This window comes from Cupriavidus sp. (genome assembly GCF_057315035.1).
In genome coordinates, this window is sequence record NZ_DBHKYV010000003.1 from 316,715 (window position 1) to 340,502 (window position 23,788).

Sequence of the window (23,788 nt, forward strand, 5' to 3'; positions counted from 1 at the left end):
GCAAGCTCACGCAGGATGCAGGCAGGCGATGCAGCAATATCCGGACAGTGTGCCGGCGGAAAGCGCCGCGATGGCACCGGGCTGGCTCGCATGCAGCATTTGTCCGCCGTCGCAGTCGACCAGTACTGGCGCCTCGCCAAGATTCAGCCAGATCGACAACACACAACCGTCGCCCATGCGCCACCGCGCCACCAGCGCCAGATCGGCGAGCAGGGTCACGCCAAGCGCGCGGCAGTCGCGCAGACGCGGCACGATCTCATGCCGCCGGATCGACAGCAGTTCACCGTAGTAATGGTTCCACGCGCGGCAATAGCCATCCGTGTCGTCACAGACCGGGCGCGAGGCGTCGAATGTCTCCGGCGCGTTCGGATCCGCGATGCGCGCGGCATGCGCATCGTCGCGGAACGCGACCGATGTGGCGAACTCGCGGCGGCGTCCGTCGCGTACCGCCTGCGCCAGTTCGGGTGGATGGTCGGTGAAGTAGAGGAACGGCGTGCGCGCGCCATGCTCTTCACCCATGAAAACCAGCGGTATTTGCGGGCAAAGCAGTTGCAATGCCACGGCGGCACGCAAGGCGTCGGGATCGGCCAGCGTGGCCAGGCGCTCGCCGAATGCGCGGTTGCCGGTCTGGTCATGGTTCTGCAGGAACATCACGAACGACGTAGGCGGCAGCGCGGCACTGGGCTGCCCGCGACGCACCTCGCGGCCTTGCAGCGGTCCATGGGCTGCACCGCTGCGATAAGCAGAAACTTCTCCCTGCCAGGCAAAGCCCTCGGCAAGCACGCGGGCCAGATGCCGCAGTGCAGGCGTGCCGGCCGCATCGTCGGGTGCACTGCCGGGAACCAAGGCCTGGTATTCGCTGTAGTAGCTGTCATGCTCGCCGGTCAGCAGCACGTGCAATGCATGGTGGGCATCGTCGTTCCATTGTGCATCGTAGCCGGCTTGCAGCAGTGCCACATCGTTGTGGTCGTTTTCCAGCACCAGATGCAGGTGCCGGCCGGGCAGGCAGGTGCGCAATTCCTGAGCCAGCCGGGGCAGCCAACCTTCGTCTTCGATCGCGTGCACGGCATCGAGCCGCAGGCCATCAAGGCGGAAGGCCTCGAGCCAGTAGCGTGCGTTTTCGCCAAAGAAACGCTGGACTTCCGGGCGCCGGAAATCGATCGCGGGTCCCCACGGCGTTTGGCGATCCTCGCGGAAGAACGCACTGGCGTAGCGATGCAGGTAGTTTCCTTCCGGCCCAAAGTGGTTGTACACGACATCGAGCAGCACCATCATGCCCAGCCCGTGCGCGGTGTCGACCAGCGTGCGCAGTTCGTCGGGCGAGCCATAGCTGTGCTCGGGTGCAAACGGCAGGACGCCGTCGTAGCCCCAGTTGCGGGCGCCGGGAAATTCCGAGAGCGGCATCAGTTCGATGGCTGTGAAGCCGAGCGCGGCCAGCCGATGCAATTGCGCCGTCACGCCGGCGTAGCCACCGTACAGGCCGACGTGCAGTTCGTAGATCACGGCCTCGTGCCAGGGGCGCCCGCGCCATTCGGTGTGCTGCCACGTGAACGTGGCGGTGCCTTGCGGCAGGCAGAGCACGCTTGCGCCGTGCACGTCGTCGGCCTGCAACCGCGAGGCGGGATCCGGCACGATCTCGCCGTCGTCGAGCCGGAACCAGTAGCGCGCGCCATCGCAGCACGGCGCCACGGCCTCGAACCATCCCGCCTCGGCTTCGACCATCACCACTGGCGGCATGCCGGCAATCTCCAGGCGTACCGCGTGACCCTGTGCGGCAGCATCCGGTGCCCAGAGGCGGAAGCGAACCCGTCCGTCCGCAAGCCTGACCGGTCCGAAGCGATAGGCTGCGGCACCGTCGTCGCCGCAGGGCAGCAGGCGCGAGTCGGCTCCCAGCGTTTGCCAGTTAGGTGCGGGGGACATGCCGTCAGGCTGCGGCACGGCTGGCGCTGCTGTCATCATGGTGCGCTACCTTCGATCTGGAAGTCAGACAACGCTCAGGCTGGGGTTGCGGCGGGGCCAGCCTCCACAGGGGCCAGCACTGGGCTATCGGGCATTACCGGGCGGCGCGTGCTGCGCGGTTGCACGGCCGGTGTGTCGTTTGCCGCTGCGGCTTGTGCCAGCGGCATGTGCGCGAGGGCCGGCGCCAGCGCACCATACAGTGCCAGGTACTGGCGCGCGGGCCCGTCCCAGCCGAAGTCGGTTTGCATGCCGGTACGCTGCAGGCTGCGCCAGTGACGCTGTCGCCCATACCATCCTAGTGCACGCGCAATCGCGCTACGCATGGCTTCGACCGATTCGCCTTCAAAGACAATGCCGTTGGCGCGTGTGGACGGGGTGGTACCGTCACCAACATCGCGCACGGTGTCGGCCAGGCCACCTACGCGCGAGACAATCGGCACCGTGCCGTAACGCATCGCATAGACCGGTGTCAGGCCAAAGGGCTCGAAGCGGCTGCCATGGAGCAGCACATCGGCACCCGCATGCAGCAGGTGCGCATCTTCCTCGCGATAACCGATCGATACGCCGACGCGTCCCGCATGCCGTTGTGCAAGCGCGGCAAACGCGGCTTCGAGCTTAGGATCGCCACATCCCAGCACCACGAACTGCGCATCGGCATGGGTGTCGAGTGCCATGGCGATGGCTTCCAGCGCCACATCGGCCATTTTCTGGTGGGTCAGTCGGCTGCCCATGGCGATCAACGGCCGTGCCGGATCGGTTGGCAAGCCATGCCGTTCCTGCAATGCCGTCTTGCACGCGCGCTTGCCGGCCAGTGTGCGGGCGTCATAGCGCTGGGGCAGCAGGCGGTCGTTGTGTGGCGACCAGGTATCCGTGTCGATGCCATTCGGAATCGCGCCAAGCACGCTGGCGCGGTGATTGAGCAGTCCGTCGAGCCCATGGCCAAAGCGCGGCGTGAGGATCTCCCTTGCATAGCTGTGGCTGACGGTCGTAACCCGGTCCGCAAAGCGGATACCGGCCTTCAGGAAATTGAGCTTGCCCCAGAACTCGATCCCGTCCGGCGTCAGGTACTCCCTGGGCAGTCCCAGTGCTTCTGCGAGGTCCATCGGGAATACACCCTGGAACGCAAGGTTGTGAATGGTACAGACCGTCGGGATGCGCACGCCGCGGGCGTGCATCAACAGTGGGGTCAGCGCCGCATGCCAGTCATGGGCATGGACGAGGCTTGGCACCGGCAGCGGGGTGTCACCCGCCGCAATGGCCGTGGCCGCATGGGCGAGTGCGGCAAAGCGCTGTGCGTTGTCGCAGAAGTCGCGGCCGGTGGCATCTACATATAGTGAGCCCGGGCGATCGTACAGCGAGGGGCAGTCAAGAAATACCACGCGAACACCGCTATCCGGCATCAGCCCGTACAGCAGCCGGGCCGGACTATGACCGGGAGGCAGGGCCATCGGCAGGTGAACCGCGCCCAGGCTGCGGACGTCGCGTGCGGCAGCTACCGCGCGCGGATAGCCGGGCATCAGGATCGTGACGTCGGCGCCGCGTTGCTGCAGCGCACGCGCGAGGCTACCCACCACATCGGCCAGTCCGCCGGTCTTGGCCAGGGGCTGGGCTTCTGCCGCCACATACAAGGTGTTTGCGATCAAGGTGAGACTCCCGCTTCGTTGCTGTTCTACTTTGGGATGAGGGTTCGCGGCGCGTCGCACAACTTTTACGACGCTGCAGGGGAGTCGCAATGCGAACTTTGTGCCAGGTAGCGGGTCGGCGTGGTTGCCGCGCTGCATCAACAGCAGCGGCCACAAGTCATGGCGGGCATGGCAACGCCGATGTATAAGCTTCCCGTGCCGTTGTAGAAACTGCTGCCGCGCGGGCAGCCAGTCACCACTCATCAGCCATTAGTTGCAGCGCTCGCTGAAGCCGCCGATATGGTCGAAGCTGACGCCGGGTTCCAGGCCGTCGCCGGCGCGACGCGGTCCCTGGATCTGGCCGCTGGAACGCCGCAGCAGGCAGACTGGAACCGGGTCGACCCGCCAGACGCGCTCGCAGTACTCGCGGATGGCGCGATCCGATGAAAACCGGCCAGAGCGCGCCGAAGACAGCACCGACATGCGCTGCCAGCGCTGGGTATCGCAGTAGGCGGCGGACACCTCGCGCTGACATTGCAAATATGAAGCGAAGTCGGCCATCAGCAGGTAAGGGTCGTGCCGGAACAGGTCCTCGAACAGGGGCCGGAAGATCGCGGCATCGCCTTTCGAGAAGAAGCCGTGCTGGATCAGGTCAACCACCGCGCGCAGTTCGGGGCTGCTGTCGTAGAACGTGGAAGGGTGGTAGCCGGAGGCCTTGAGCGCATAGACCTCCGAGGCATTGAGTCCGAACGGAAAGAAATTGTCGGTGCCGATGGCATCGCGCAACTCAATATTGGCGCCATCCATGGTGCCGATCGTAATGGCGCCATTCATTGCAAACTTCATGTTGCCGGTACCCGACGCCTCCTTGCCGGCCAGCGAGATCTGCTCGGACAGGTCCGCAGCGGGGTAGATCCGCTGCCCGTGGCTGACGTTGAAGTTGGGCAGGAAAACGACCTTGAGCCGGTCGCGCACCTGCGGGTCGCGGTTGACCACCTCGGCCACCGAGGTAATGAAGCGGATCATCAACTTGGCGTAGTGATATCCGGGCGCGGCCTTGCCGGCGAACAGGAAGGTGCGCGGCTGCACATCGGCATGCGGGTCGGACTTGATCTGGTGGTACAGCGCGATGATGTGCAGCACGGCCAGATGCTGGCGCTTGTATTCATGGATGCGCTTGACCATCACGTCGAACATCGAGGCCGGATCGACGGTTACGCCGGTGGACTCGCGGATCAGCAGGGCCAGGTCGCGTTTGTTGTCGCGCCGCACCGCTTGCCACTGTTCACGGAAGCCCGCGTCATCGGCGTAGGGCTCCAGTGCCTGCAGTTGTTCGAGGTCCTTGATCCAGCCGTCGCCGATGGCTTCGCTGACCAGTCGCGTCAGGCGTGGGTTCGATAATGCAAGCCAGCGGCGCGGCGTGACACCGTTGGTGATGCTGGTGAACTTCTCGGGCCACATCGCATAGAAATCCTTCAGTACATCCTCGCGCATCAGCCGCGAGTGCAGTTCGGCCACGCCATTGATGGCGTGGCTTCCCACGCACGCCAGTCCGGCCATGCGCACAAAGCGGCTGCCATGCTCATTGATCAGCGACAGCCGCGACAGCCGCGATTCGTCGCCATAGAACCGTATCCGTACCTCGTCCAGAAAGCGTTCGTTGATTTCGTAGATGATTTCCAGGTGGCGTGGCAGGATGCGTTTGAACAGTTCCAGCGGCCATTGTTCGAGCGCCTCGGGCAGCAGGGTGTGATTGGTGTAGGCAAAGGCATTGCGCACGATATGCCAGGCGTCGTCCCAGCCAAGGTCGTGGTCGTCCACCAGCAGCCGCATCAGTTCGGCGATACCCACGGCCGGGTGGGTATCGTTGAGTTGCACCGCAAACTTCTCGTGGAAGCGCGTCACGGGAATGCCGTGGGTGGCCAGCAGGCGCAGCATGTCCTGCAGCGAGCACGCCACGAAGAAGTACTGCTGCTCCAGTCGCAGTTCCTTGCCTTGTTGCGTCTCGTCGTTGGGATAAAGCACCTTGGTCAGGTTCTCCGAGGTGATTTTCTTGCTGACCGCGCCCAGGTAGTCTCCCCGGTTGAAGGTGTGGAAGTCGAACTGTTCGGTCGCCTCGGCCCGCCACAGCCGCAGCGTATTGACGGTATTGACACGGTAGCCAAGGATTGGTGAATCGAACGGTACGCCGACCACGGTCTTTTCCGGCACCCAGCGCACGCGATAGCGGCCCCGGTCGTCGGTATAGTGCTCGGTGTGGCCGCCCAGCCGTACCTGCACGGCCCATTCGGAGCGCTGGATTTCCCACGGGTTGCCGTGCCGCAGCCAGGTGTCGGTGGTTTCCACCTGCTGGCCGTCGATGATGTTCTGGTGGAAGATGCCGTACTCGTAGCGGATACCGTATCCGAGGGCCGGGATCTCCTGCGTGGCCAGCGAATCCATGAAACATGCGGCCAGCCGTCCCAGGCCGCCGTTGCCCAGCCCGGGCTCGTCCTCGTGTGACAGGATGTCGTCGAGGTCGAGATCCAGCGTGGCCATGGCCGCACGTACCTCCTCGACGATCCCGAGGTTGACGAGATTGTTGCCGAGGTGGGGGCCCATCAGGAATTCGGCGGACAGGTAGGCCACCGTGCGCGACGGTTGCGACTGGTAGGTTTCGGCGGTGCTGATCCAGCGCTGTACCAGCCGGTCGCGTACGGTATGCGCGAGCGCCTGGTAGAGATCGTTGCCGCTGGCATGGCCCGGGAGCTTGCCCTGGGTGTAGAAGACGTGGTCCAGGAATGCGCGCCGGATCGTTGCGCTGGACATCGCAGTGCGTGTATCGTCGGCATGTTCCTGGAACGGCGCCATGGTGGCGCCCTTGGCACCCAGGGAGCCATCCGTCGTATCGCCAGGGGTATGGGCAGGGGCCGGCCGCAGCCGGGATGCATCTGTCATCGCTTGGCTCCTGTGCAAAACAGTAAAACACTTACTACGATTGAGGCGTTCAGGCCAGAAAATATTTCGCCGGCTGCGCATGAAACGACGCGGCCGGGGCTGGTATGGAAACTGCTGAATGGAGGTTTCCCCGATCCACTCGTTTTGATGCGAGACGTGCCATGACGATCCATATTCCGCACGATCCTGTGCGCCGACCGGACCGGCGACCTGACCAAAGCCCTGACCACAACAAGGAAAAAGGGGATCAGCCGGCGCGCAACCTGCCCGACAAGCATCCGCCGCCGCCGTCCGTCAAGGCACGCGGTGGACGCGTTCGCGAGCATTGCTGCTGATCCGGTATTGCAAACCGTGTAGTTTTTGCACGCGGCTTGCCATGCTTGCTTGACTGCTTCCAAGAAAAGCAGACCCAGACACAGAGGATTGAAATTGCCCATGGACCGGCAGATATCGGACCTTGCGCGGGAGCGTGCGCCGGGCCACCCAGCGCTGCGGGCCGCGCATGTCGCCACGTTGCTCGATGCCGTTGACGACACGGCAATCTTCGAACTCACCCAGGAAGGACGCGTCCGCGCCTGGACCGATGCCGCGCGCCGCGTGTTGCTCTACGACGCGGAAGCAGTGGCCGGATGTCCTGTTGCGATGTTTCATACCCCCGAGGCCGTTGCGGCTGGCGAGCCTGACAGCTGGCTTGCGGCAGCGCGCGATGACGGCCGCACCGAGCAAAAAGGCTGGCGCGTGCGGCTCGATGGCAGCATGTTCTACGCCAGTGCCGTACTGGTGCAACTGCGCGACTTCGAAGGCAACCCGGACGGATTCGCCGCGGTGTACCGCGATATCACGATCCAGTACGCAGCCGAGGAGCATGCAAGGATCATCGAGACCCGCCAGCAGCAACTGCTCGAAACCCTCGATGATTGCGCGGTTTGCGAACTGAGCCCCGAGGGCGTCATCCGTAGCTGGAGCGCGGGTGCGCAGGCGCTGTTCGGCTACACCGGGCAGGAAGCGGTGGGCCAATCGCTGGCGCTGCTTTATTCGCAACACGGTGTGGCATCCGATACCGAGGCCACGGGGCTGGACAAGGTGCGCGCCACGGGACGCTGGTCCGGCGACGAGCGCCTGCAGCGGCGGGACGGTTCGCTGTTGCGCTGTCACGTGCGTGAGGTATTGCTGCGCGATGGCGGCGAGAGCGTGTCGGGCATATTGTGGGCGGCCCGTGACATCTCGGACTCGTCGCGCCTTGCCGATCTCGAGAACGCGGGCCGTCGCGTGCAGGCGTTCCTGGCCATCCTGGCGCACGAATTGCGCAATCCGCTGGCACCAATCCGTAATGCCGTGGATGTGATCCGGCTTACCCCGGTCAGCGATTCGCGCATCCGCCACTGCGCTGAGATCATTGGCCGGCAGCTTCATCTGCTGACCCGGCTGGTGACCGACCTGATGGATGTGGGCCGCGTCACGTCGGGCAAGCTCAAGGTGCAGCCGGTACCGATCCTCTACAACGAGGTGGTCTCCACGGCGATCGAGGCCATGCGGCCCGCGCTGGAGGGTGCGAGCCAGAAGCTCGATGTGACATTGCCGGCCGACCCGGTGTTCGTCAACGGCGATGCGGCGCGGCTCGAACAGGTCCTGTCGAACCTGCTCAGCAACGCCACCAAATACACGCAGCGTGGCGGTGCCGTGACGGTCACCGTGAAAGCGGAGGCCGGCCAGGTGATTACCACGATCGAGGATACGGGACGCGGCATTGCTACCGATGCGCTCGACCGCATTTTCAACCTGTTTGCGCAGGAGGGCGATGACAGCGCACGCAGCGGACTCGGCATTGGCCTGGCGCTGGCGCGCGCCGTGGTCGAGGCGCATGGCGGTGCCATCCAGGCCAGCAGCGCAGGCGAAGGGCACGGCAGCACGTTCACCGTGATGCTGCCCGAGGTGCAGATGGACGGCGCCAGCGTGAGCCGGGCCACCGCCGCCCAATGCACGGGACAACGCATCCTGATCGTCGATGACAGCGCCGATTCGGCGGACAGCATGGCAGAGTTGCTGACCGTGCTCGGGCATGAGGCGCGCCCGGTCTATACCGGTTTGCAGGCCCTGGATGCGGTGCGCGCGTTTGCGCCCGACGTGGTGTTGCTCGACCTCGAGATGCCGGACATGAGCGGGTACGAAGTACTGGAAGCGCTGCGCGCGGCAGGTCCGACCGATACTGCCTTGCGCGTCTTCGCGCTGACGGGGCGCAGTTCGCCCGAGGATCGCCGGCGCACCGGCGTGGCCGGCTTCGACGCGCATCTGGTCAAGCCGCTCACGGTCGAGGCGCTGTGCAAGGCGCTGGCGGACCGCCCAGACAAGTAGCAACGCCTCAGACATCGCTGCTTCCGTTGCCGCCGTCGCGCACGGTGGCCACACGCTGTTCGATCCCGGCATCGGTGAACAGTGTGCGGGCGTCGGCGCCGAGCCGTCGCTGCCAGTTCGGGTGGCCAGACGTTGTACCGGGCAGGTTGGGCTGCTCGCGCAAGCCCAGCAGGTCTTCCAGCGGTACCAGGCGCAACGGGGTGGCTGCGCGATGGAGCCAGCGCAGTACGGTATTCACGGGCGCCAGATCCGCTGCAGGTTCGGCGCCGTGGGCCACGCCGCCGTTGCACATCGCCTGCCACAGTGCGCTGCGCTCGGTGGCTCGCAAATCCTGCAAGCCGGATTCGGTTTCGTCGGTGCCCAGTTGATGCAGCCGGGCCCGCCAGGCAATGTCGTTGCCGGACCACCAGCCGGCGATGGTGGGCAGGTCATGAGTCGTGGTAGTGGCCACGGCCAGCGCTGGCCATTGTTCAGGCGGCAGGAATGGCGCGCTGACCGGTTCCGCCGCCGTGGGTGCTTCGCCGGGACCCGGCGTAGTCTTGGGCTCGGCTTCGGCTGCGGGGGAATCCGGCTCGCGTGCAAACCACAGTACATCGATGCCGAGTACGCCGCGCTGCTCCAGCGCCGCGTTCAGTACTTCCGGCACGGTGCCCAGATTCTCGCCAATGATGATGGCGCGATGCCGCCACGATTCGATGGCCACCAGCCGCAGCAGGTCGTCGAGCGGATAGCTCAGGTAGGCGCCGGCGCTGGCCGGCGCGCCAGCCGGTACCAGCCACATGCGCGCGAGCCCCAGTACATGGTCGATCCTCAGCCCACCCGCATGGGCCAGGTTGGCGCGCAACATCTCGATCCACGCGGCATAGCCGTTGCGGCGCAGGCCACGTGGTGAAAACACGGCCACGCCCCAGTCCTGGCCGCGCGGGTTGTACAGGTCGGGTGGGGCGCCGGCGTGGAAGCCGTTCAGGATCTCGTCCTGGCGCGTCCATGCATGGCTGCCGCCGGGGTCGGTGCCAACCGCCAGGTCGGCAATCACGCCAATGGCCATGCCGGCCGCGCATGCGCGGCGCTGGGCATCTTCCAGGCCGTCCGCGGTCAGCCATTGCAGGAATTCGTGGTAGCCGATGGCCTCGGCGCTGGTGGTCGCCCGGGCCGCCACGGCGGCGCCGTCGGGGCTGCGCAGCGTAACGGGCCAGCGGCGCCAGTCCGACGCGTCATGCACCTCGGCGGGAGTTCGTGCTGCTGCCAGCAGTTCCGCCTGGATGGCCTCGAAGCTGGCATGGGCCAGCAGCGCGTTGCCGCCACGCGCCCTGAATGCCGCGAATGCCTGCCGTTGTGCCGGGCCCAGCAGCGTGTCATGGCGGTCCCAGAGCCAGCGCAGCAGCGCATGGCGTGCCTCGGCCACGACTGTCCAGTCGATTTCCGCGCGGCGCTCGGCTTCGGCCAGTACCGCACCGATGCCGAGTTCGGCGGTTGCCCGCTGTAACACGTCCACGCCAAACACGCGCGCCGGGTCGGCATAGAGCGGATTGAAGAAAATGCGGCTCGATGGCGAATATGGACTGTAGCGCTCCGGCAATGCCGAGAAGCCGGCGTGCAGCGGGTTGATTGCTACGGCATCGGCACCCTCCCGCGCGGCGCCTTCGGCGACCAGCGCGAGTGTGGTCAGGTCACCGATGCCGATGTCCGCCCCGCGGCGCAATCCATACAGTTGCAGCGCAAGGCCCCATGGCTTGCTTGCCAGTACCGGGCGTGTCGACGCTGCCAGCGCGTCGGCCACGCCAAAGCAACGCGGCGGCGCCACGGCCACGGTAGTTTGCGCCTCGCCGAGGTGCAGGCGGTGGTAGCCCCATTGCGAAATCGGGGCAATCTCCATGACGCCATCGGCGGTGCGGTGCGCGATGCCTTCCACGCTGGAGCCGTCCTCGAGTTCGAGCCGATACGGCCGCTGCTGCAACGTATGGGTCCACGGCACCGCAACGGGCTTGTACTGGTCCGCGGTAATCAACGGTGGTAACGGGTGCGCGGCATCGTCGGCGTGCAGGCGCGCACGCGATGCCTCGCATTGTCCCGGTGTGTCACATGGCAAATCCAATGCGGTCAGCACGGTATGCAGCGCCTCGTCGGACAGCGTCTGCGACCGGTTCCAGGCATCGCGCCACTGGAGCTGCAAGCCCGCGCGCAAGGCCAGTTGGCGTAGTGGGTCGTTGCCGTTCATCGTGAAGGGTCCTCGTCCTTGGGCACCGCCGCCACCAGCAGGGCCAGGCCGTGGGCGGCCACCGTGTAAGTGGACTGCCCGCCCTCATCGAGCGCAACCGGCTCGTCCTCGAGGTCGGGGGCTGTACTGTCGAACAGCAGGTGCCAGTCTTCGCCCGGTGGCGGCATCGTGAACGAGACATCGTCGGGGCTGGCATTGAGACACAGCAGGATGACCTCGACTTCCTCATCCTGGCTGTGCGTGGCGCGACGCAGCGCCAGCGTACGGTCTTCGGGGTTGGCCCATTGCTCGCTGGTCAGCTCATTGCCATCGGGGCCGAACCATGCAATATCGGGCAGGCCCGGCGCCGGTCGCGAACGCCCATGCACGAAGCGGTTCTCGGTCAGCACCGGCAACTGGCGGCGCAAGGCAAGCAAGCGGCTGACCACGCGCCGCATCGGCGCATTCGACGGATTGGCGGCATCGTCCCAGTTCAGCCACGACAGTGCGTTGTCCTGGCAATAGGCATTGTTGTTGCCTTGCTGGCTACGCCCCCATTCGTCGCCGGCAGTGATCATTGGCGTGCCCTGCGACAGCAGCAGCGTGGCCATCATCGCGCGCGCCACGCGTCCCCGGGTTTCGAGTATCGCCTCGTCATCGGTCGGGCCCTCCACGCCACCGTTCGGGCCCCAGTTCGCGCTGGCATTGTCGTCGTTGCCGTCGCGGTTGTCCTCGTTATTGGCTTCGTTGTGCTTGTGGGCGTAGCTGACCACGTCCGCCAGCGTGAAGCCATCGTGAGCGGTAATGAAGTTGACGCTGGCCCACGGCTTGCGATGGCGCCGGTCGAACAGGTCGGCGGAGCCGGTCAGCCGCGCCGCCAGCTCGCCGCGCTGTCCCGCGTCGCCACGCCAGAAGCGGCGCACGTTATCGCGAAACTTGTCATTCCATTCCGCGAAGCCGGGCGGATGATTGCCAACCTGGTAGCCACCGGGGCCCAGGTCCCACGGCTCGGAGATCAGCTTGACGCGCGACAGCGCGGGGTCCTGCAGGATTGCGTCGAAGAAGCCCGAGCCGGGGTCGAAACCATTGCTTTCGCGGCCCAGCGTGCTGCCCAGGTCAAAGCGGAAGCCGTCGACATGGAACACCTCCACCCAGTAGCGCAGCGAGTCCATCACCATCTGCAGCACACGCGGATGCGACAGGTTCAGCGTATTGCCGCAACCGGTGTCGTTGATGTAGTGGCGCTCGTCGCCGGGCATCAGCCGGTAGTAGCTGGCATTGTCGAGCCCGCGCCACGACATGGTGGGCCCGAGTTCGTTGCCCTCGCACGTGTGGTTGTAGACCACGTCGAGGATTACCTCGATGCCCGCGGCATGCAGGCGCCGGATCGCGATCTTCATCTCGTGGTGCTGGCGGCCGGACAGATACAGTGGTTCCGGCGCGAAGAACGCCAGCGTGTTGTAGCCCCAGTAGTTGCGCAGCCCACGCTCGATCAGGAAGCGGTCCTGCAGGAACGCATGGATCGGCAGGAGTTCGATCGACGATACGCCGAGCTGGTGCAGATGGTCGATAAAGCGTGGATCGGCCAGCGCCGAGAAGGTGCCGCGATACTGCGGCAGCAGGTCTTCTCGCTGCATCGACGCACCGCGCACATGCACTTCGTAGATCGATGTCGTGGCCCATGGCTCGCCCGGCGGACGGTCATCGCCCCAGTTGAAGCTTTCGTCGATGACCACGCCCTTGGGCATGGTCGGCGCGCTGTCGCGGCGGTCTGGCGTCAGGTCGGCGCGCGGGCTGTTGAGCCGGTAGCCAAACAGCGCGTCGGACCAGCGCACGGGGCCACTCAACGCACGCGCATAGGGATCGAGCAGCAGCTTGTGCGGATTGAACCGGTGGCCGCGCGTCGGTTCGTACGGGCCGAATGCACGAAAGCCATACTGGGTACCCGGCTGCGCGTGCGGCAGGTAGCCATGCCAGATTTCGTCGGTGCATTCGGGCAGCGGCAGGCGTTGGATTTCCTTGCGCCCATTGCCGGAGAACAGGCACAGGTCGATACGGCTCGCGTTCGCGGAGAATACCGAGAAGTTGATGCCGAGCCCGTCCCAATGCGCACCAAGCGGGTATGGCTTGCCCGGCAACAGCCGGTCAACGGTAGTGCTGGCCATGCGTGGTGCTCCTGTCGTGATGGTTGTTCTGGTTATGCATTCGAATCGGGAACGTGATGCAGGATCAGCGTGGCCAGCGGTGGCAGCAGCAACGACAGCGATGCGGGTTGGCCATGCGATGGCGCCGCGATGGCTTCGACGCAGCCGCCATTGCCGAGATTGCTGCCGCCATAGATCCCGGCGTCGCTATTGAGGCATTCTTCCCAAATGCCAGCGAACGGCACGCCGAGCCGGTAGTCGTGGCGCGGGACCGGTGTCATGTTGACCACCACGAGCATCACCTCGGCGCTGTTCGGCGCGGCGCGGCGCAGGTATGCGAACACGCTGTTCTGGTGGTCATCGCCCACGATCCACTGGAAGCCCTCGGGCCGATGGTCCATGGCGTGCAGCGCCGGCAGGTCGCGATACAGTCGGTTCAGGTCCCGCACCAGCGAGTGGATGCCGCGATGCGCCGGCTGGTCCAGCAGTGCCCAGTCGAGTTCCTCGTCGTGGTTCCATTCGCGCCACTGCGCGAACTCGCCGCCCATGAACAGCAGCTTCTTGCCCGGATGGGTCCACATGAAACCGTAGTACGCGCGCAGGTTGGCAAACCGTTGCCAGTCGTCGCCTGGCGCCTTGCCGATCATCGAGCCCTTGCCATGCACCACCTCGTCGTGCGACAGCGGCAGCACGAACGCCTCGGACCACGCGTAGACCATGCCGAACGTCATGTCGCCGTGGTGCCACGGGCGATGGACCGGCGAGTGCGCCAGGTAGCGCAGCGTGTCGTGCATCCAGCCCATGTTCCATTTGAAGTGGAAGCCCAGGCCGCCGGATTCGACGCTCGCGGTGACCCCGGGCCACGCGGTGGATTCCTCGGCGATGGTCAGCGCGCCGGGGCAGCGCTCGCGCACCAGCGTGTTCAGGTCACGCAGGAACGCTACCGATTCAAGATTTTCCCGGCCACCAAAGCGGTTTGGTACCCATTCTCCCGGTTCACGGCTGTAGTCGCGGTACAGCATCGAGGCCACCGCGTCGACACGCAGGGCGTCGGCATGAAAGTGTTCGAGCCAGTGCACGGCGTTGGCCAGCAGAAAGCCCCTTACTTCATTGCGGCCAAGGTTATAGATCAGTGTGTTCCAGTCCTGGTGATAACCCTCGCGCGGGTCCTGGTGCTCGTACAGCGAGGTACCGTCGAACATCGCCAGCCCGTGCGGGTCGGTCGGAAAATGCGCCGGCACCCAGTCCAGGATCACGCCGATGCCAGCCTGGTGGCAGCGGTCGACAAACGCGGCGAAGCGCTCGGGCGAGCCGAGCCGCGAGGTTGGTGCAAACAGCGACAGCGGTTGATAGCCCCACGACCCGCCGAACGGATGCTCGGTCACGGGCAGCAGTTCGATATGGGTAAAGCCCAGGTCGCGCACATAGGGGATCAACCGTTCCGCCAGGATGTCCCAGCCATGGCCGCTATCGTTGGCCGCGCGCTGCCATGACATGACATGCAGTTCGTACACCGACATCGGCGCAGCGTACGGGTCGGCATGCGCGCGCTGCGTCATCCAGGCCTCATCGTTCCATGCGAATGGTGGTGCGGCGTGGCCCGCGCATGCCACCACCGATGCCGTTGCTGGTGGTAGCTCGGTGGCTTGCGCCAGCGGGTCGGCCTTGTCCGGTAGCGCTTCGCCATGCGGGCCGGTCATGTCGTACTTGTAGCGGCTGCCACCCGCGGCACCCATGGCCTGGGGAATGAACAGTTCCCACACACCGGAACCGTGCCGCAGCCGCATCGGATGGCGGGCCGGGTTCCAGCCATTGAAGTCGCCGATCACCGATACCCGTTGCGCGTTCGGTGCCCAGACCGCGAAGCGCACGCCGGGCATGCCGTCGATGGTCACGCATTGCGAGCCCAGGCACGATCCGAGTTCGAGGTGGCGGCCTTCGTTGAACAGATGCAGATCCAGCTCCCCAAGCAGCAGGCCAAATGCGTAGGGGTCCGCGCTGGTCTGTTCACTGCCGTCCGGCCAGTGGATCTTCAGGCGGTAGTCCTGTGCAACGGGCTGGCCCTGCGCGAAGCCCGGCAGGCGGCCGGCAAACACGCCGTCGGCATGGAGCCGGGTCATCTCGGCCTGCACCTGGCCTTGCGCATCGGTCAACTGCATGGCCGCGGCGCCGGGCACGATCGCGCGCACCGCAATGCCGTGTTCGTCGCGATGCGGGCCGAGCACCCCAAACGGATCGGCCAGTCGACCCTCGCGCAGTGCGTCGAGTACCGGTTCGGGCAATGCCGGCGCTGGCAGGTCCAGCGTGGTGGTTTCAGGGCCGGGCATCTTCGTCTCCCAGCAGCTTGCGCACCAGCCGGGCCAGGCCGCTGGTGGGCAGGTCGATCCATGCCACGCGGTTGGCGGCTTCGTAACCCACCTCGTAGGCTGCGCGTTCCAGCAGGAACAGGTCCAGCAGCGGCTGCAACTGGTCGGGCGTCACCCACGCTTGCGGCGCGGCGGCCATGGTCTGCTGGTAGCAGTTCAGGAATGCCTGGCCCGCCGTGCTGCGGAAGCGGTCGAGCAACGCCGCGCGACGTTCGGCCAGCGTCGGCGGAAGCGTCGCGTGCGTGCGCTCCTGGCGATCGGTGCCGACCGTGGCGGCGGCATAGTCGAGCGAACGCAGCAGTCCGGCGACATCGCGCAGTGGCGAGGTCTTGCGGCGGCGGAATGCCAGCGGCTGGCGCGGTTCGCCTTCGAAGTCCACCAGATAGGTGTCGTTCTGCGCGATCAGCACCTGACCCAGGTGGAAGTCGCCGTGAATACGCGTTTGCAGGCTACCCGGCGTGGCCGTGGCCAGTTGTGCGACCAGGCGTGGCAACCGGTCGCGTGCGGCCAGCAGCGTTTCGATATCGCGCGCGAAATCGCCGCTGGCTTTGGCGCGGCGCGCTTCCAGCAGGTCGAGCGCCTCATTGAGCGAACGCAGCGCTTCGTCGGCCCATTCCTCGGCATGGCCGTCATTGGCGGGTTCGGGGGCGAACGCGGTCTCGTCCGTGGGGCGTGCCAGCACCGCATGCAATTCGGCAAGGCGCTTGCCGAGCGTGCCGACCATGGTTGCGTAGCCGGTCATGGCTTCGCCAAACTCATCCTCGCTTTCGGTGGCGGGTAACGCGTCGTCGATCGAACGGCCCAGGTAGTCGAGCGTCCAGTCCCAGCCATCGCCCTGGTTCAGGATATAGCCTTGCAGCAGCATCAATGTGTGCGGCGCGCCGTCGGCACCGGTGCGCACCACCTCACCCAACAGCGGGGCCGAGTGCGCGAAACCATGGCTGGTCAGGTAACGCGTCATTTCGGCTTCGGGATGAATGCCCCCGGCCACGCGGCGTACCAGCTTGAGCACACCGGTATTGCCGTATGCCAGCGAACTGTTCGATTGCTCGGCCGACATCCACTGCACCGGCTCGTCTTCGAGCGGTGCGGTTGCAAGGCCCGGTTCCGCGAGGAAGCGGATCGTGCCATGCGTGGTTTCGGCGCTCGTGCCGTCGCGCATCGCCTGCACCACGGCTCGTGCATACGGCTCGACCACGAAACCGTCGGTGGCTACGCCCACGCGACTGCCGCGCCGCACGCGCGCCATCGACAGACCGTGCACCAGTTGCGACATGCCATCGGTGTTTTCGCGGTCCCACATCAGCGCGACGGGAAGCTGGTAGCACTCGGTACGGCCCGGTAGTGCCACCTCGACTTCACAGTGCCAGATTTCCTCGCCACTGTTGGCCCTGACGATTGGCCAGGCATAGGCAACACTGACGCGTTCGATGCGCTCGCCCTTCGAGGCAAACCAGCGGCGCCGCGCCAGATAGTTCGGCAGCACCTCGGTGGTCAGCGCGCGGCGCGCCGACTCCGTCAGTTCTGAACGCCCTGCGTTGTTCTGCAATACCAGCGTGACCTGATCGACCATTTGTTCGGGCGCGTTGACATGCCACGAGGGCGGTTGCGCGTCCTCGCTGAGCACAAACCAGTAGAAACCATACGGTGGCAGCGTCAGCAGGTAGGTCAGCTGGCCGATGGCGGGGAAGGGCGTGGCACCGAGCATTTCCACCGGCACCCGGCCATTGAACTGGGACAGGTCGAGCTCCACGGCCTGCGGCGCACGCGACAGGTTGGCCACGCACAGGATGTGCTCGCCGTCGTACTCGCGCAGATACGCCAGGATCTTGCGGTTGCCCGGAAACAGGAAACGCAGTGTGCCGCGGCCAAATGCACGATGCTGCCGGCGTAGCGCCAGCATGCGGCGCATCCAGTTCAGCAGCGAATGCGGATCGCGCGTCTGCGCTTCGACGTTGACCGCTTCGTAGCCATACAACGGTCCCTGCAGCGGCGGCAGCACGAGCCGCTCGGGGTCGGCGTGCGAGAAGCCGCCATTGCGGTCGGGCGACCACTGCATCGGCGTGCGCACGCCGTCGCGGTCACCAAGGTGAATGTTGTCGCCCATGCCGAGCTCGTCGCCGTAGTAGATCACGGGCGTGCCCGGCATCGAGAACAGCAGGCTGTTCATCAGCTCGATGCGGCGTCGGTCGCGTTCCATCAACGGGGCCAGTCGGCGGCGGATGCCGAGGTTGATCCGCGCGCGGCGATCTGACGCATAGACTTCCCACAGGTAGTCGCGCTCGCTGCTGGTGACCATTTCCAGCGTCAGTTCATCATGATTGCGCAGGAAGATCGCCCACTGGCAGTTGGGCGGCACCTCTGGCGTCTGCCGCATGATGTCGGTGATCGGAAAGCGGTCCTCGCGCGCGATGGCCATGTACATGCGTGGCATCAGCGGGAAGTGGAACGACATCTGGCATTCGTCGCCGACAATGCCGCCGTCGGGACTGGCGGCGCCCGTGGTGTCGGCCGTGCCGCCGCTGCTGGCACCGCCAAAATACTGCTGGGCGTCCTCGGGCCACATATTGGCTTCGGCCAGCAGCATGCGTCCCGTGTAGTGTTCGTCCAGATGGCGCCGGATCTTGCGGATCACCTCGTGCGTCTCGGGCAGGTTCTCGTTGCTGGTGCCTTCGCGTTCCACGAGGTAGGGCACGGCATCGAGCCGCAGGCCGTCGATGCCGATATCGAGCCAGAAGCGCATGACCGACAGCACTTCGTTGAGCACCTGCGGATTGTCGAAGTTCAGGTCGGGCTGGTGCGAATAGAAGCGGTGCCAGAAATAGGCGCCCGCTTCGGCGTCCCAGCTCCAGTTCGATTTCTCGGTGTCGCAGAAGATGATGCGCGTGCCCGCGTACTTCTGGTCGTTGTCAGCCCAGACATAGTAGTTGCGCGCGGCCGAGCCTGGCTTGGCCTTGCGTGCGCGCTGGAACCACGGATGCTGGTCCGAGGTGTGGTTGATGACCAGTTCGGTGATCACGCGCAAGCCGCGCGCATGCGCCGCGGCGACAAAACGCTTGGCCTCGGCCAGCGTGCCGTAGTCGGGGTGCACATTGCGATAGTCGGCAATGTCGTAGCCGTCATCGCGCCGTGGCGACGGGTAGAACGGCAGCAGCCAGACCGTATCGACGCCAAGGTTGACCAGGTAGTCGAGCTTGGCCAGCAGTCCGGCAAAGTCGCCCACGCCATCGCCATTGGCATCGAAGAACGATTTGATGTGGAGTTGATAGATGACCGCATCCTTGTACCAGAGTGGGTCGGCGTTGAGCATTGCGGCGTTGGCGCGCTCGGAGAGTCGCTTCATGCCGTGTCTCCCGGTTGTTGTTGGGGCCGGACATGCCAGAGCGAGAATGGCAGTTCGTGTGGGTCCAGGGTGATGTGCTGACGCTTGCCATGCCAGGTGAAGCGGGTGCCGAACATCTGGTCTTCCACGTCGAGTGCGGCATGGTCGGGCAATCCCCATTCCCAGAGCGGCAGTTCGATCTCGCATTTACGCGGCGCGCGGGGATCGAGGTTGATCGCGGCCAGCAGCACATCGTCGCCAAATGCGCCGGCACCTTCCGCGCCGGTGGGAACGAAGCGCGCGAAGTAGAGCACGGCGTCATCGCTGGCGTGATAGAAGCGCAGGCCAAGATGGTTCTGCAGCGCCGGGTGATTGGCGCGGATCTGGTTCAGGCGCGAAATTTCGGCGACGATATTGCCGGGCGCATTCCAGTCGCGCACGCGCAGTTCGTATTTCTCTGAGTCGAGGTATTCCTCGCGCTCCACGCCGTTCAGTATCAGCGGCGCGCTTTCGCAGACCTCGAATCCGCTGTACATGCCCCATAGGCCGGAAAGCAGCGCGGCCAGCGCCGCACGTATCAGGAAAGCGGGGCGTCCGCCGTCATGCAGGAAGAACGGGTTGATGTCGGGCGTGTTGACAAAAAAATGCGGCCGGTAGTACTCGCGCAGCGGGCTTTGCGTGAGCTCCGTCATATATTCGGTCAGCTCGGCCTTGGTATTGCGCCAGGTGAAGTACGTGTACGACTGCGCGAACCCAAGCTTGGCCAGCCGCGCCATCATCTTGGGCCGCGTGAAGGCCTCGGCCAGGAACAGCGTGTCCGGGTACTTGGCGCGCACGTCGGCAATCATCCATTCCCAGAACGGCAACGGCTTGGTATGCGGATTGTCGACGCGGAAAATTCGCACGCCCTGGTCGGCCCAGAACATCACCACATCGCGCAGCGCCTGCCATAGCTGCTCGGCCGCCGGCGGCGGGGCGTAGAAATCGACGTTGACGATGTCCTCGTACTTCTTGGGCGGATTTTCGGCGTAGCGCAACGTGCCGTCGGGACGGTGCGAGAACCATTCGGGGTGTTCGCGTAGCCACGGATGGTCTGGCGAACACTGGATCGCGAAGTCCAGTGCCAGCTCGATGCCCATGCCTGCGGCCGCGCGCCGCAGGCGCTGGAAATCCTCCAGTGTGCCAAGCTCAGGATGCAGCGCATCGTGCCCGCCTTCGGCACTGCCAATGGCATAAGGGCTGCCGACATCGCCGGGCTCGGCCTTCAGGCTGTTGTTCTTGCCCTTGCGATGGGCCTGGCCGATCGGGTGGATCGGCGGGAAATACAGTACGTCGAAACCCATCGCGCGAATCGCGGGCAGGCGTCGGATCACGTCATCGAACGTGCCGTGCTGGTTCACATCGCCGCTTTCGGAACGCGGGAAAAGTTCGTACCAGCTTGCAAAGCGACCCGCGAGCCGGTCCGCTTCGACCGGCATGACGGTGGGATAGCGGCTGGCGAACGGACGGCCGGCCGGGGTGCTCATGGCCGCGCGCATGGCGGCTTCGGTGCGTGGCGACAGCAGGATCTCGAGCCGCAGTGCATTGTCGTCGGCCGCACCAGACAGGTCGGCCAGCACCGCGCTGGCCTCGGCTGTTGCACCGCCTTCCGGTGCGCCTAGCGTTTCCGCCACGAGCCGTGCGCCTTCCTCGATCTCGAGGTGGATGTCGACGCCCGCCTTGCGTTTCTTGCCGACTTCGTCGAGCCAGCTTGCAAACGTATCGCGCCACGCTTCGACCGTGAACTCGTGACGGCCCAGTGCCGTTATCGGGAAGCTGCCACGCCAGCGGTCGTTGACGATATGAACCATGGGTGAGGCATGCCAGGCCTGTTCGCCGGGGCCACGCCATAGCACCACCGCGGCCAGCTTGTCGTGCCCGTCCATCCAGATATCGGCACTGACTTCCACGCGCTCGCCCACGGTGCGGCGCACCGCGAAGCGTCCATTGTCGGTGGTGGGCGACAGGTTCTCGATGGCGACACGTGGCGCTTCCAGCGCCGTAGCCAGGGCCCGCTCAGACGCCTTGCGCGCCGATCCGTTGCGCTTTGCCGGCGTCGCAGTCGGGGTCGGCAAGGCTTCGAACAGGCGGATATCGGCCGGCGGCAGCGTAATGGTGCCGCATGGACCGAGCCCGGTGCCGTCCTCAAGCGTGCCGCCTGGTCCGCCTTCAGCTGGGGCCAGGGTAGCCGCCGGCTGCGGCAGCGCGCTCAGCACGCGATCGACGCCGAACGATGCCGGCTGCAGCGGACACGGGTTCAGCACCACGGTAAGGGCCGGCGTACCGGCGGCGCCGTTGGCCAGATGGCCAGGGACGCGTGCCAGCACCGTCAGGGGGGCATCGGGCCCGCTGACCTGGCGCACCGCCACTGCCGGCTCGCCATCCTGCGCGGCGAGCCATGCATTGGCCTGCATGACCTCGTGCGTCAGGTCGTAAGGCGCATCGACGATATCGTCCGGGTGGCCGTCAGCCTGCGCCACTGGCGCGGTGTCATGTACGGCGGCCGCCCCCGTTTCATATCCGGCTGGCACCAGCCAGCCATCGCCAATTGCCGCGGCAGTCCACAGTGCGCGCCGCGCGGCCAATACGTCGACCCCGTCGGGCGCTAGTGCCGGAGCGGCCAGTACCCGGCCGAAGCGGCGCAGCCGGGCAATTTCCTCGGTCAGCCAGGCGCTGCGGTAGTCCCACCACGGTAGCGAGCAGAAGGCGCCATCGAATGGCGCAAAGGCCAGGTCATCGAGTTGCTGCGGCGTGCTGCCGGGGGTCCAGGCCAGGAATATCGGAGCTTGGCTCGTGTCCGGCGCATCGCCACGGCGCTTTAGGGTCTCGATCAGTTCGGTCCAGTGTCTTCCGGCCACACGGGTTGGCGCACGACAGCAGAAACCTGCCGCGCCGGCGGCCACGGCATCGCCCAGTTGGGCGCTCCACCATGCCACCAGCTGGCTGGCGGTAGCGTCGTCAAACCACCGCACGCGCACGCCCGGCAGATGATTGTCGGTGGCATCGGGGCTGCCTGCGGGCCGGGCATGATCGACCCAGCCATCGTGCATGGCGGCGGCGTCCTTGGGGAAGCGGTCCAGCGCCAGGTCCAGCAGCGGCGCCAGGCCGTGCCGGCGACAGGCCGCGAGCGCGGCGCCCAGTAGGTCGGGCCGTATCTGAGGGGCGGACCATCCCGCTAGCAGGACATGGTCGAATCCGAGTTGCACTGCGCGGGCAAGCGCGTCGTCGTCCACTGCCCGCAGTTCTTTCAGGTTGAGTTGGCAAATGCGCACGTCACACGTCCTCTGGCCGTGAGCGCCCAGGGGCAGGTTGGGCGCACCAGTGTCATGGTCAATTCCATGAGGACATGCGAATCACGTGCCAGTCACTGGCGCAAGGTGGCACCGGCCTCCTGAAGTGCGGTGCAGCAACGCTTCGCAAAGGATGTCTGACAACACTTCTGATAGGTCAGCCGTGTAAGAAGTACATGGCGACGGACGCCGGTGGAGTAGGAATGCCCTTGCGATGCCCGATGCACACCTCCAAACGGGTGAGATGCAGGCAAGATGCAGGCCAATCGCAGGAGAAACACCGCTCACCGCAAACAAAAACGCCCGCCGGTGTGGCGGGCGCGTGCCTGATGGGAGTGGGCTTTCAGCCGGCCCGATAGACGTCGAGGCGGTTGTAGAGCGTCTTCAGGCTGATGCCAAGCGCCTTGGCGGCCTGGCGCTTGTCGCCATCGAACTTGGCCAAGGTGGCCAGGATGATTTCGCGCTGGGTGTCGGCCAGCGTGGTACCCACCCGAACGCTGACCACGCCGTCGACGGTGGTGGGGCGCTGGGGCTGGCTGGCCAGCCCCGGATTGCCGATCTCGACCTGACGGTCCGCCAGGATATAGGCGCGATAGATCGTGTTCTTGAGTTCGCGCACGTTGCCGGGCCAGTCGTAGCGAACCAGGCGTTCGAGGGAGCCGGGCGCAAACGCCTTTTCGGTTTGCTCGATTGCGTTGAACTCGTCCAGAAAATGGCGCGCCAGCGGTGCGATGTCCTCGGTCCGCTCGCGCAGCGGGGGAATATGCAGCGGGAAGACAGCCAGCCGGTACAACAGGTCCTCGCGCAACTGGCCGCCGCGCACCGCATCCATCGGGTCGCGATTGGTGGCTGCCAGGATACGGACATCGCTGACCAGTGGCGTATCGCCACCCACGCGATGAAAGGACCGGCTCTCCAGCACGCGCAGCAGCTTGATCTGCATCTCCGCCGGCATTTCGGTAACTTCGTCCAGGAACAGCGTTCCCGCCTGCGCCTGCTCGAAATAGCCGGCCTTTTGCTCCAGCGCACCGGTGAACCCGCCTTTCTCGTGGCCGAACAGTTCCGATTCGATCAGCGTGGGCGCGATGGCGCCGCAATTCACGGCTACGAAAGGTCCGCCCCTCCGGCTGCTGCGTTCATGCACGGCGCGCGCGACCACCTCCTTGCCGCTGCCGCTTTCGCCGACAGCCAGCATGGTCACATCGGTATTGGCCACGCGGTTGAGCTGGCCAATCAGGCGCTGCATGGCGGGCGAGGTGCTTTCCCAGAGCAGCGAGACCTGGGCTGGCACGACTCTGCGGCCCGGAGCACGAGGTGGCGGCGGGGCGGGGCGTCCGGGAGGTAGCGTGGCAGTGGTTGACACGGATGTCGATGGGGCTTGCACTCCTTGCGCCATGTTTCTGTTCCAGGGGGCGGCGGTAGGGTACGCAAGCGCGTCGGAATGGTGGAAGATGGCTACCATGCTATCCGCTCGCGCGCCGGGTGGCTACCGCCTGGGGCACTGTCGCGGCAAGGTCCCACAGGCGTGTCAGACGGACACCGGCATAAGGTGCAGGACAC

The 23,788-nt window shown here is 65.6% G+C and carries 11 protein-coding genes; 2 read left to right on the plus strand and 9 right to left on the minus strand.

What is annotated here, in order from left to right; translation table 11 throughout:
- Window positions 1-6 precede the first annotated feature (6 nt).
- From treZ to ACO550_RS07880, 3 genes are all read right to left on the minus strand, one after another.
- The gene (gene treZ / locus ACO550_RS07870; RefSeq protein ID WP_315593578.1) at window positions 7-1,920 is read right to left on the minus strand and encodes a malto-oligosyltrehalose trehalohydrolase; all 1,914 of its coding nucleotides are present in this window, start codon (window positions 1,918-1,920) and stop codon (window positions 7-9) included.
- A 74-nt stretch (window positions 1,921-1,994) separates the two neighbouring features.
- Window positions 1,995-3,602: a glycogen synthase GlgA gene (gene glgA / locus ACO550_RS07875; RefSeq protein WP_315593577.1), complete on the minus strand. Its 1,608-nt coding sequence runs from the start codon at window positions 3,600-3,602 to the stop codon at window positions 1,995-1,997.
- Between the two features lie 249 nt (window positions 3,603-3,851).
- Window positions 3,852-6,431: a glycogen/starch/alpha-glucan family phosphorylase gene (locus tag ACO550_RS07880; protein ID WP_315593594.1), complete on the minus strand. Its 2,580-nt coding sequence runs from the start codon at window positions 6,429-6,431 to the stop codon at window positions 3,852-3,854.
- A 248-nt stretch (window positions 6,432-6,679) separates the two neighbouring features.
- Between ACO550_RS07880 and ACO550_RS07885 the strand changes: the two genes are divergently transcribed.
- A complete protein-coding gene (locus ACO550_RS07885; RefSeq protein WP_315593576.1) occupies window positions 6,680-6,853 on the plus strand; it encodes a hypothetical protein in 174 nt (57 codons plus the stop codon).
- A gap of 100 nt (window positions 6,854-6,953) precedes the next feature.
- Window positions 6,954-8,870, plus strand: a complete 1,917-nt coding sequence (locus ACO550_RS07890) for a hybrid sensor histidine kinase/response regulator (RefSeq protein WP_315593575.1) — start codon at window positions 6,954-6,956, stop codon at window positions 8,868-8,870.
- Window positions 8,871-8,877: 7 nt separating this feature from the next.
- Here ACO550_RS07890 and malQ read toward each other — a convergent pair whose 3' ends face one another.
- From malQ to ACO550_RS07920, 6 genes are all read right to left on the minus strand, one after another.
- Complete coding sequence (gene malQ / locus ACO550_RS07895; RefSeq protein WP_315593574.1) at window positions 8,878-11,088, minus strand: 4-alpha-glucanotransferase; 2,211 nt, start codon at window positions 11,086-11,088, stop codon at window positions 8,878-8,880.
- Window positions 11,085-13,232 carry a glycogen debranching protein GlgX gene (glgX, locus tag ACO550_RS07900; protein WP_315593573.1) on the minus strand — a complete coding sequence of 716 codons (2,148 nt, stop codon included), beginning with the start codon at window positions 13,230-13,232 and terminating at the stop codon, window positions 11,085-11,087. The genes malQ and glgX overlap by 4 nt, the downstream gene beginning before the upstream one ends.
- Window positions 13,233-13,264: 32 nt before the next feature.
- Complete coding sequence (gene glgB, locus ACO550_RS07905; protein ID WP_315593572.1) at window positions 13,265-15,538, minus strand: 1,4-alpha-glucan branching protein GlgB; 2,274 nt, start codon at window positions 15,536-15,538, stop codon at window positions 13,265-13,267.
- Window positions 15,525-18,920 carry a maltose alpha-D-glucosyltransferase gene (gene treS / locus ACO550_RS07910; RefSeq protein WP_315593571.1) on the minus strand — a complete coding sequence of 1,132 codons (3,396 nt, stop codon included), beginning with the start codon at window positions 18,918-18,920 and terminating at the stop codon, window positions 15,525-15,527. Before treS ends, glgB begins: the two co-directional genes overlap by 14 nt.
- Window positions 18,917-22,210, minus strand: a complete 3,294-nt coding sequence (locus ACO550_RS07915) for a maltotransferase domain-containing protein (protein WP_315593570.1) — start codon at window positions 22,208-22,210, stop codon at window positions 18,917-18,919. The genes treS and ACO550_RS07915 overlap by 4 nt, the downstream gene beginning before the upstream one ends.
- A gap of 361 nt (window positions 22,211-22,571) precedes the next feature.
- Window positions 22,572-23,624, minus strand: coding sequence for a sigma-54 interaction domain-containing protein (locus ACO550_RS07920; protein ID WP_485994541.1), 1,053 nt, complete (start codon window positions 23,622-23,624; stop codon window positions 22,572-22,574).
- Between the last annotated feature and the right edge of the window lie 164 nt (window positions 23,625-23,788).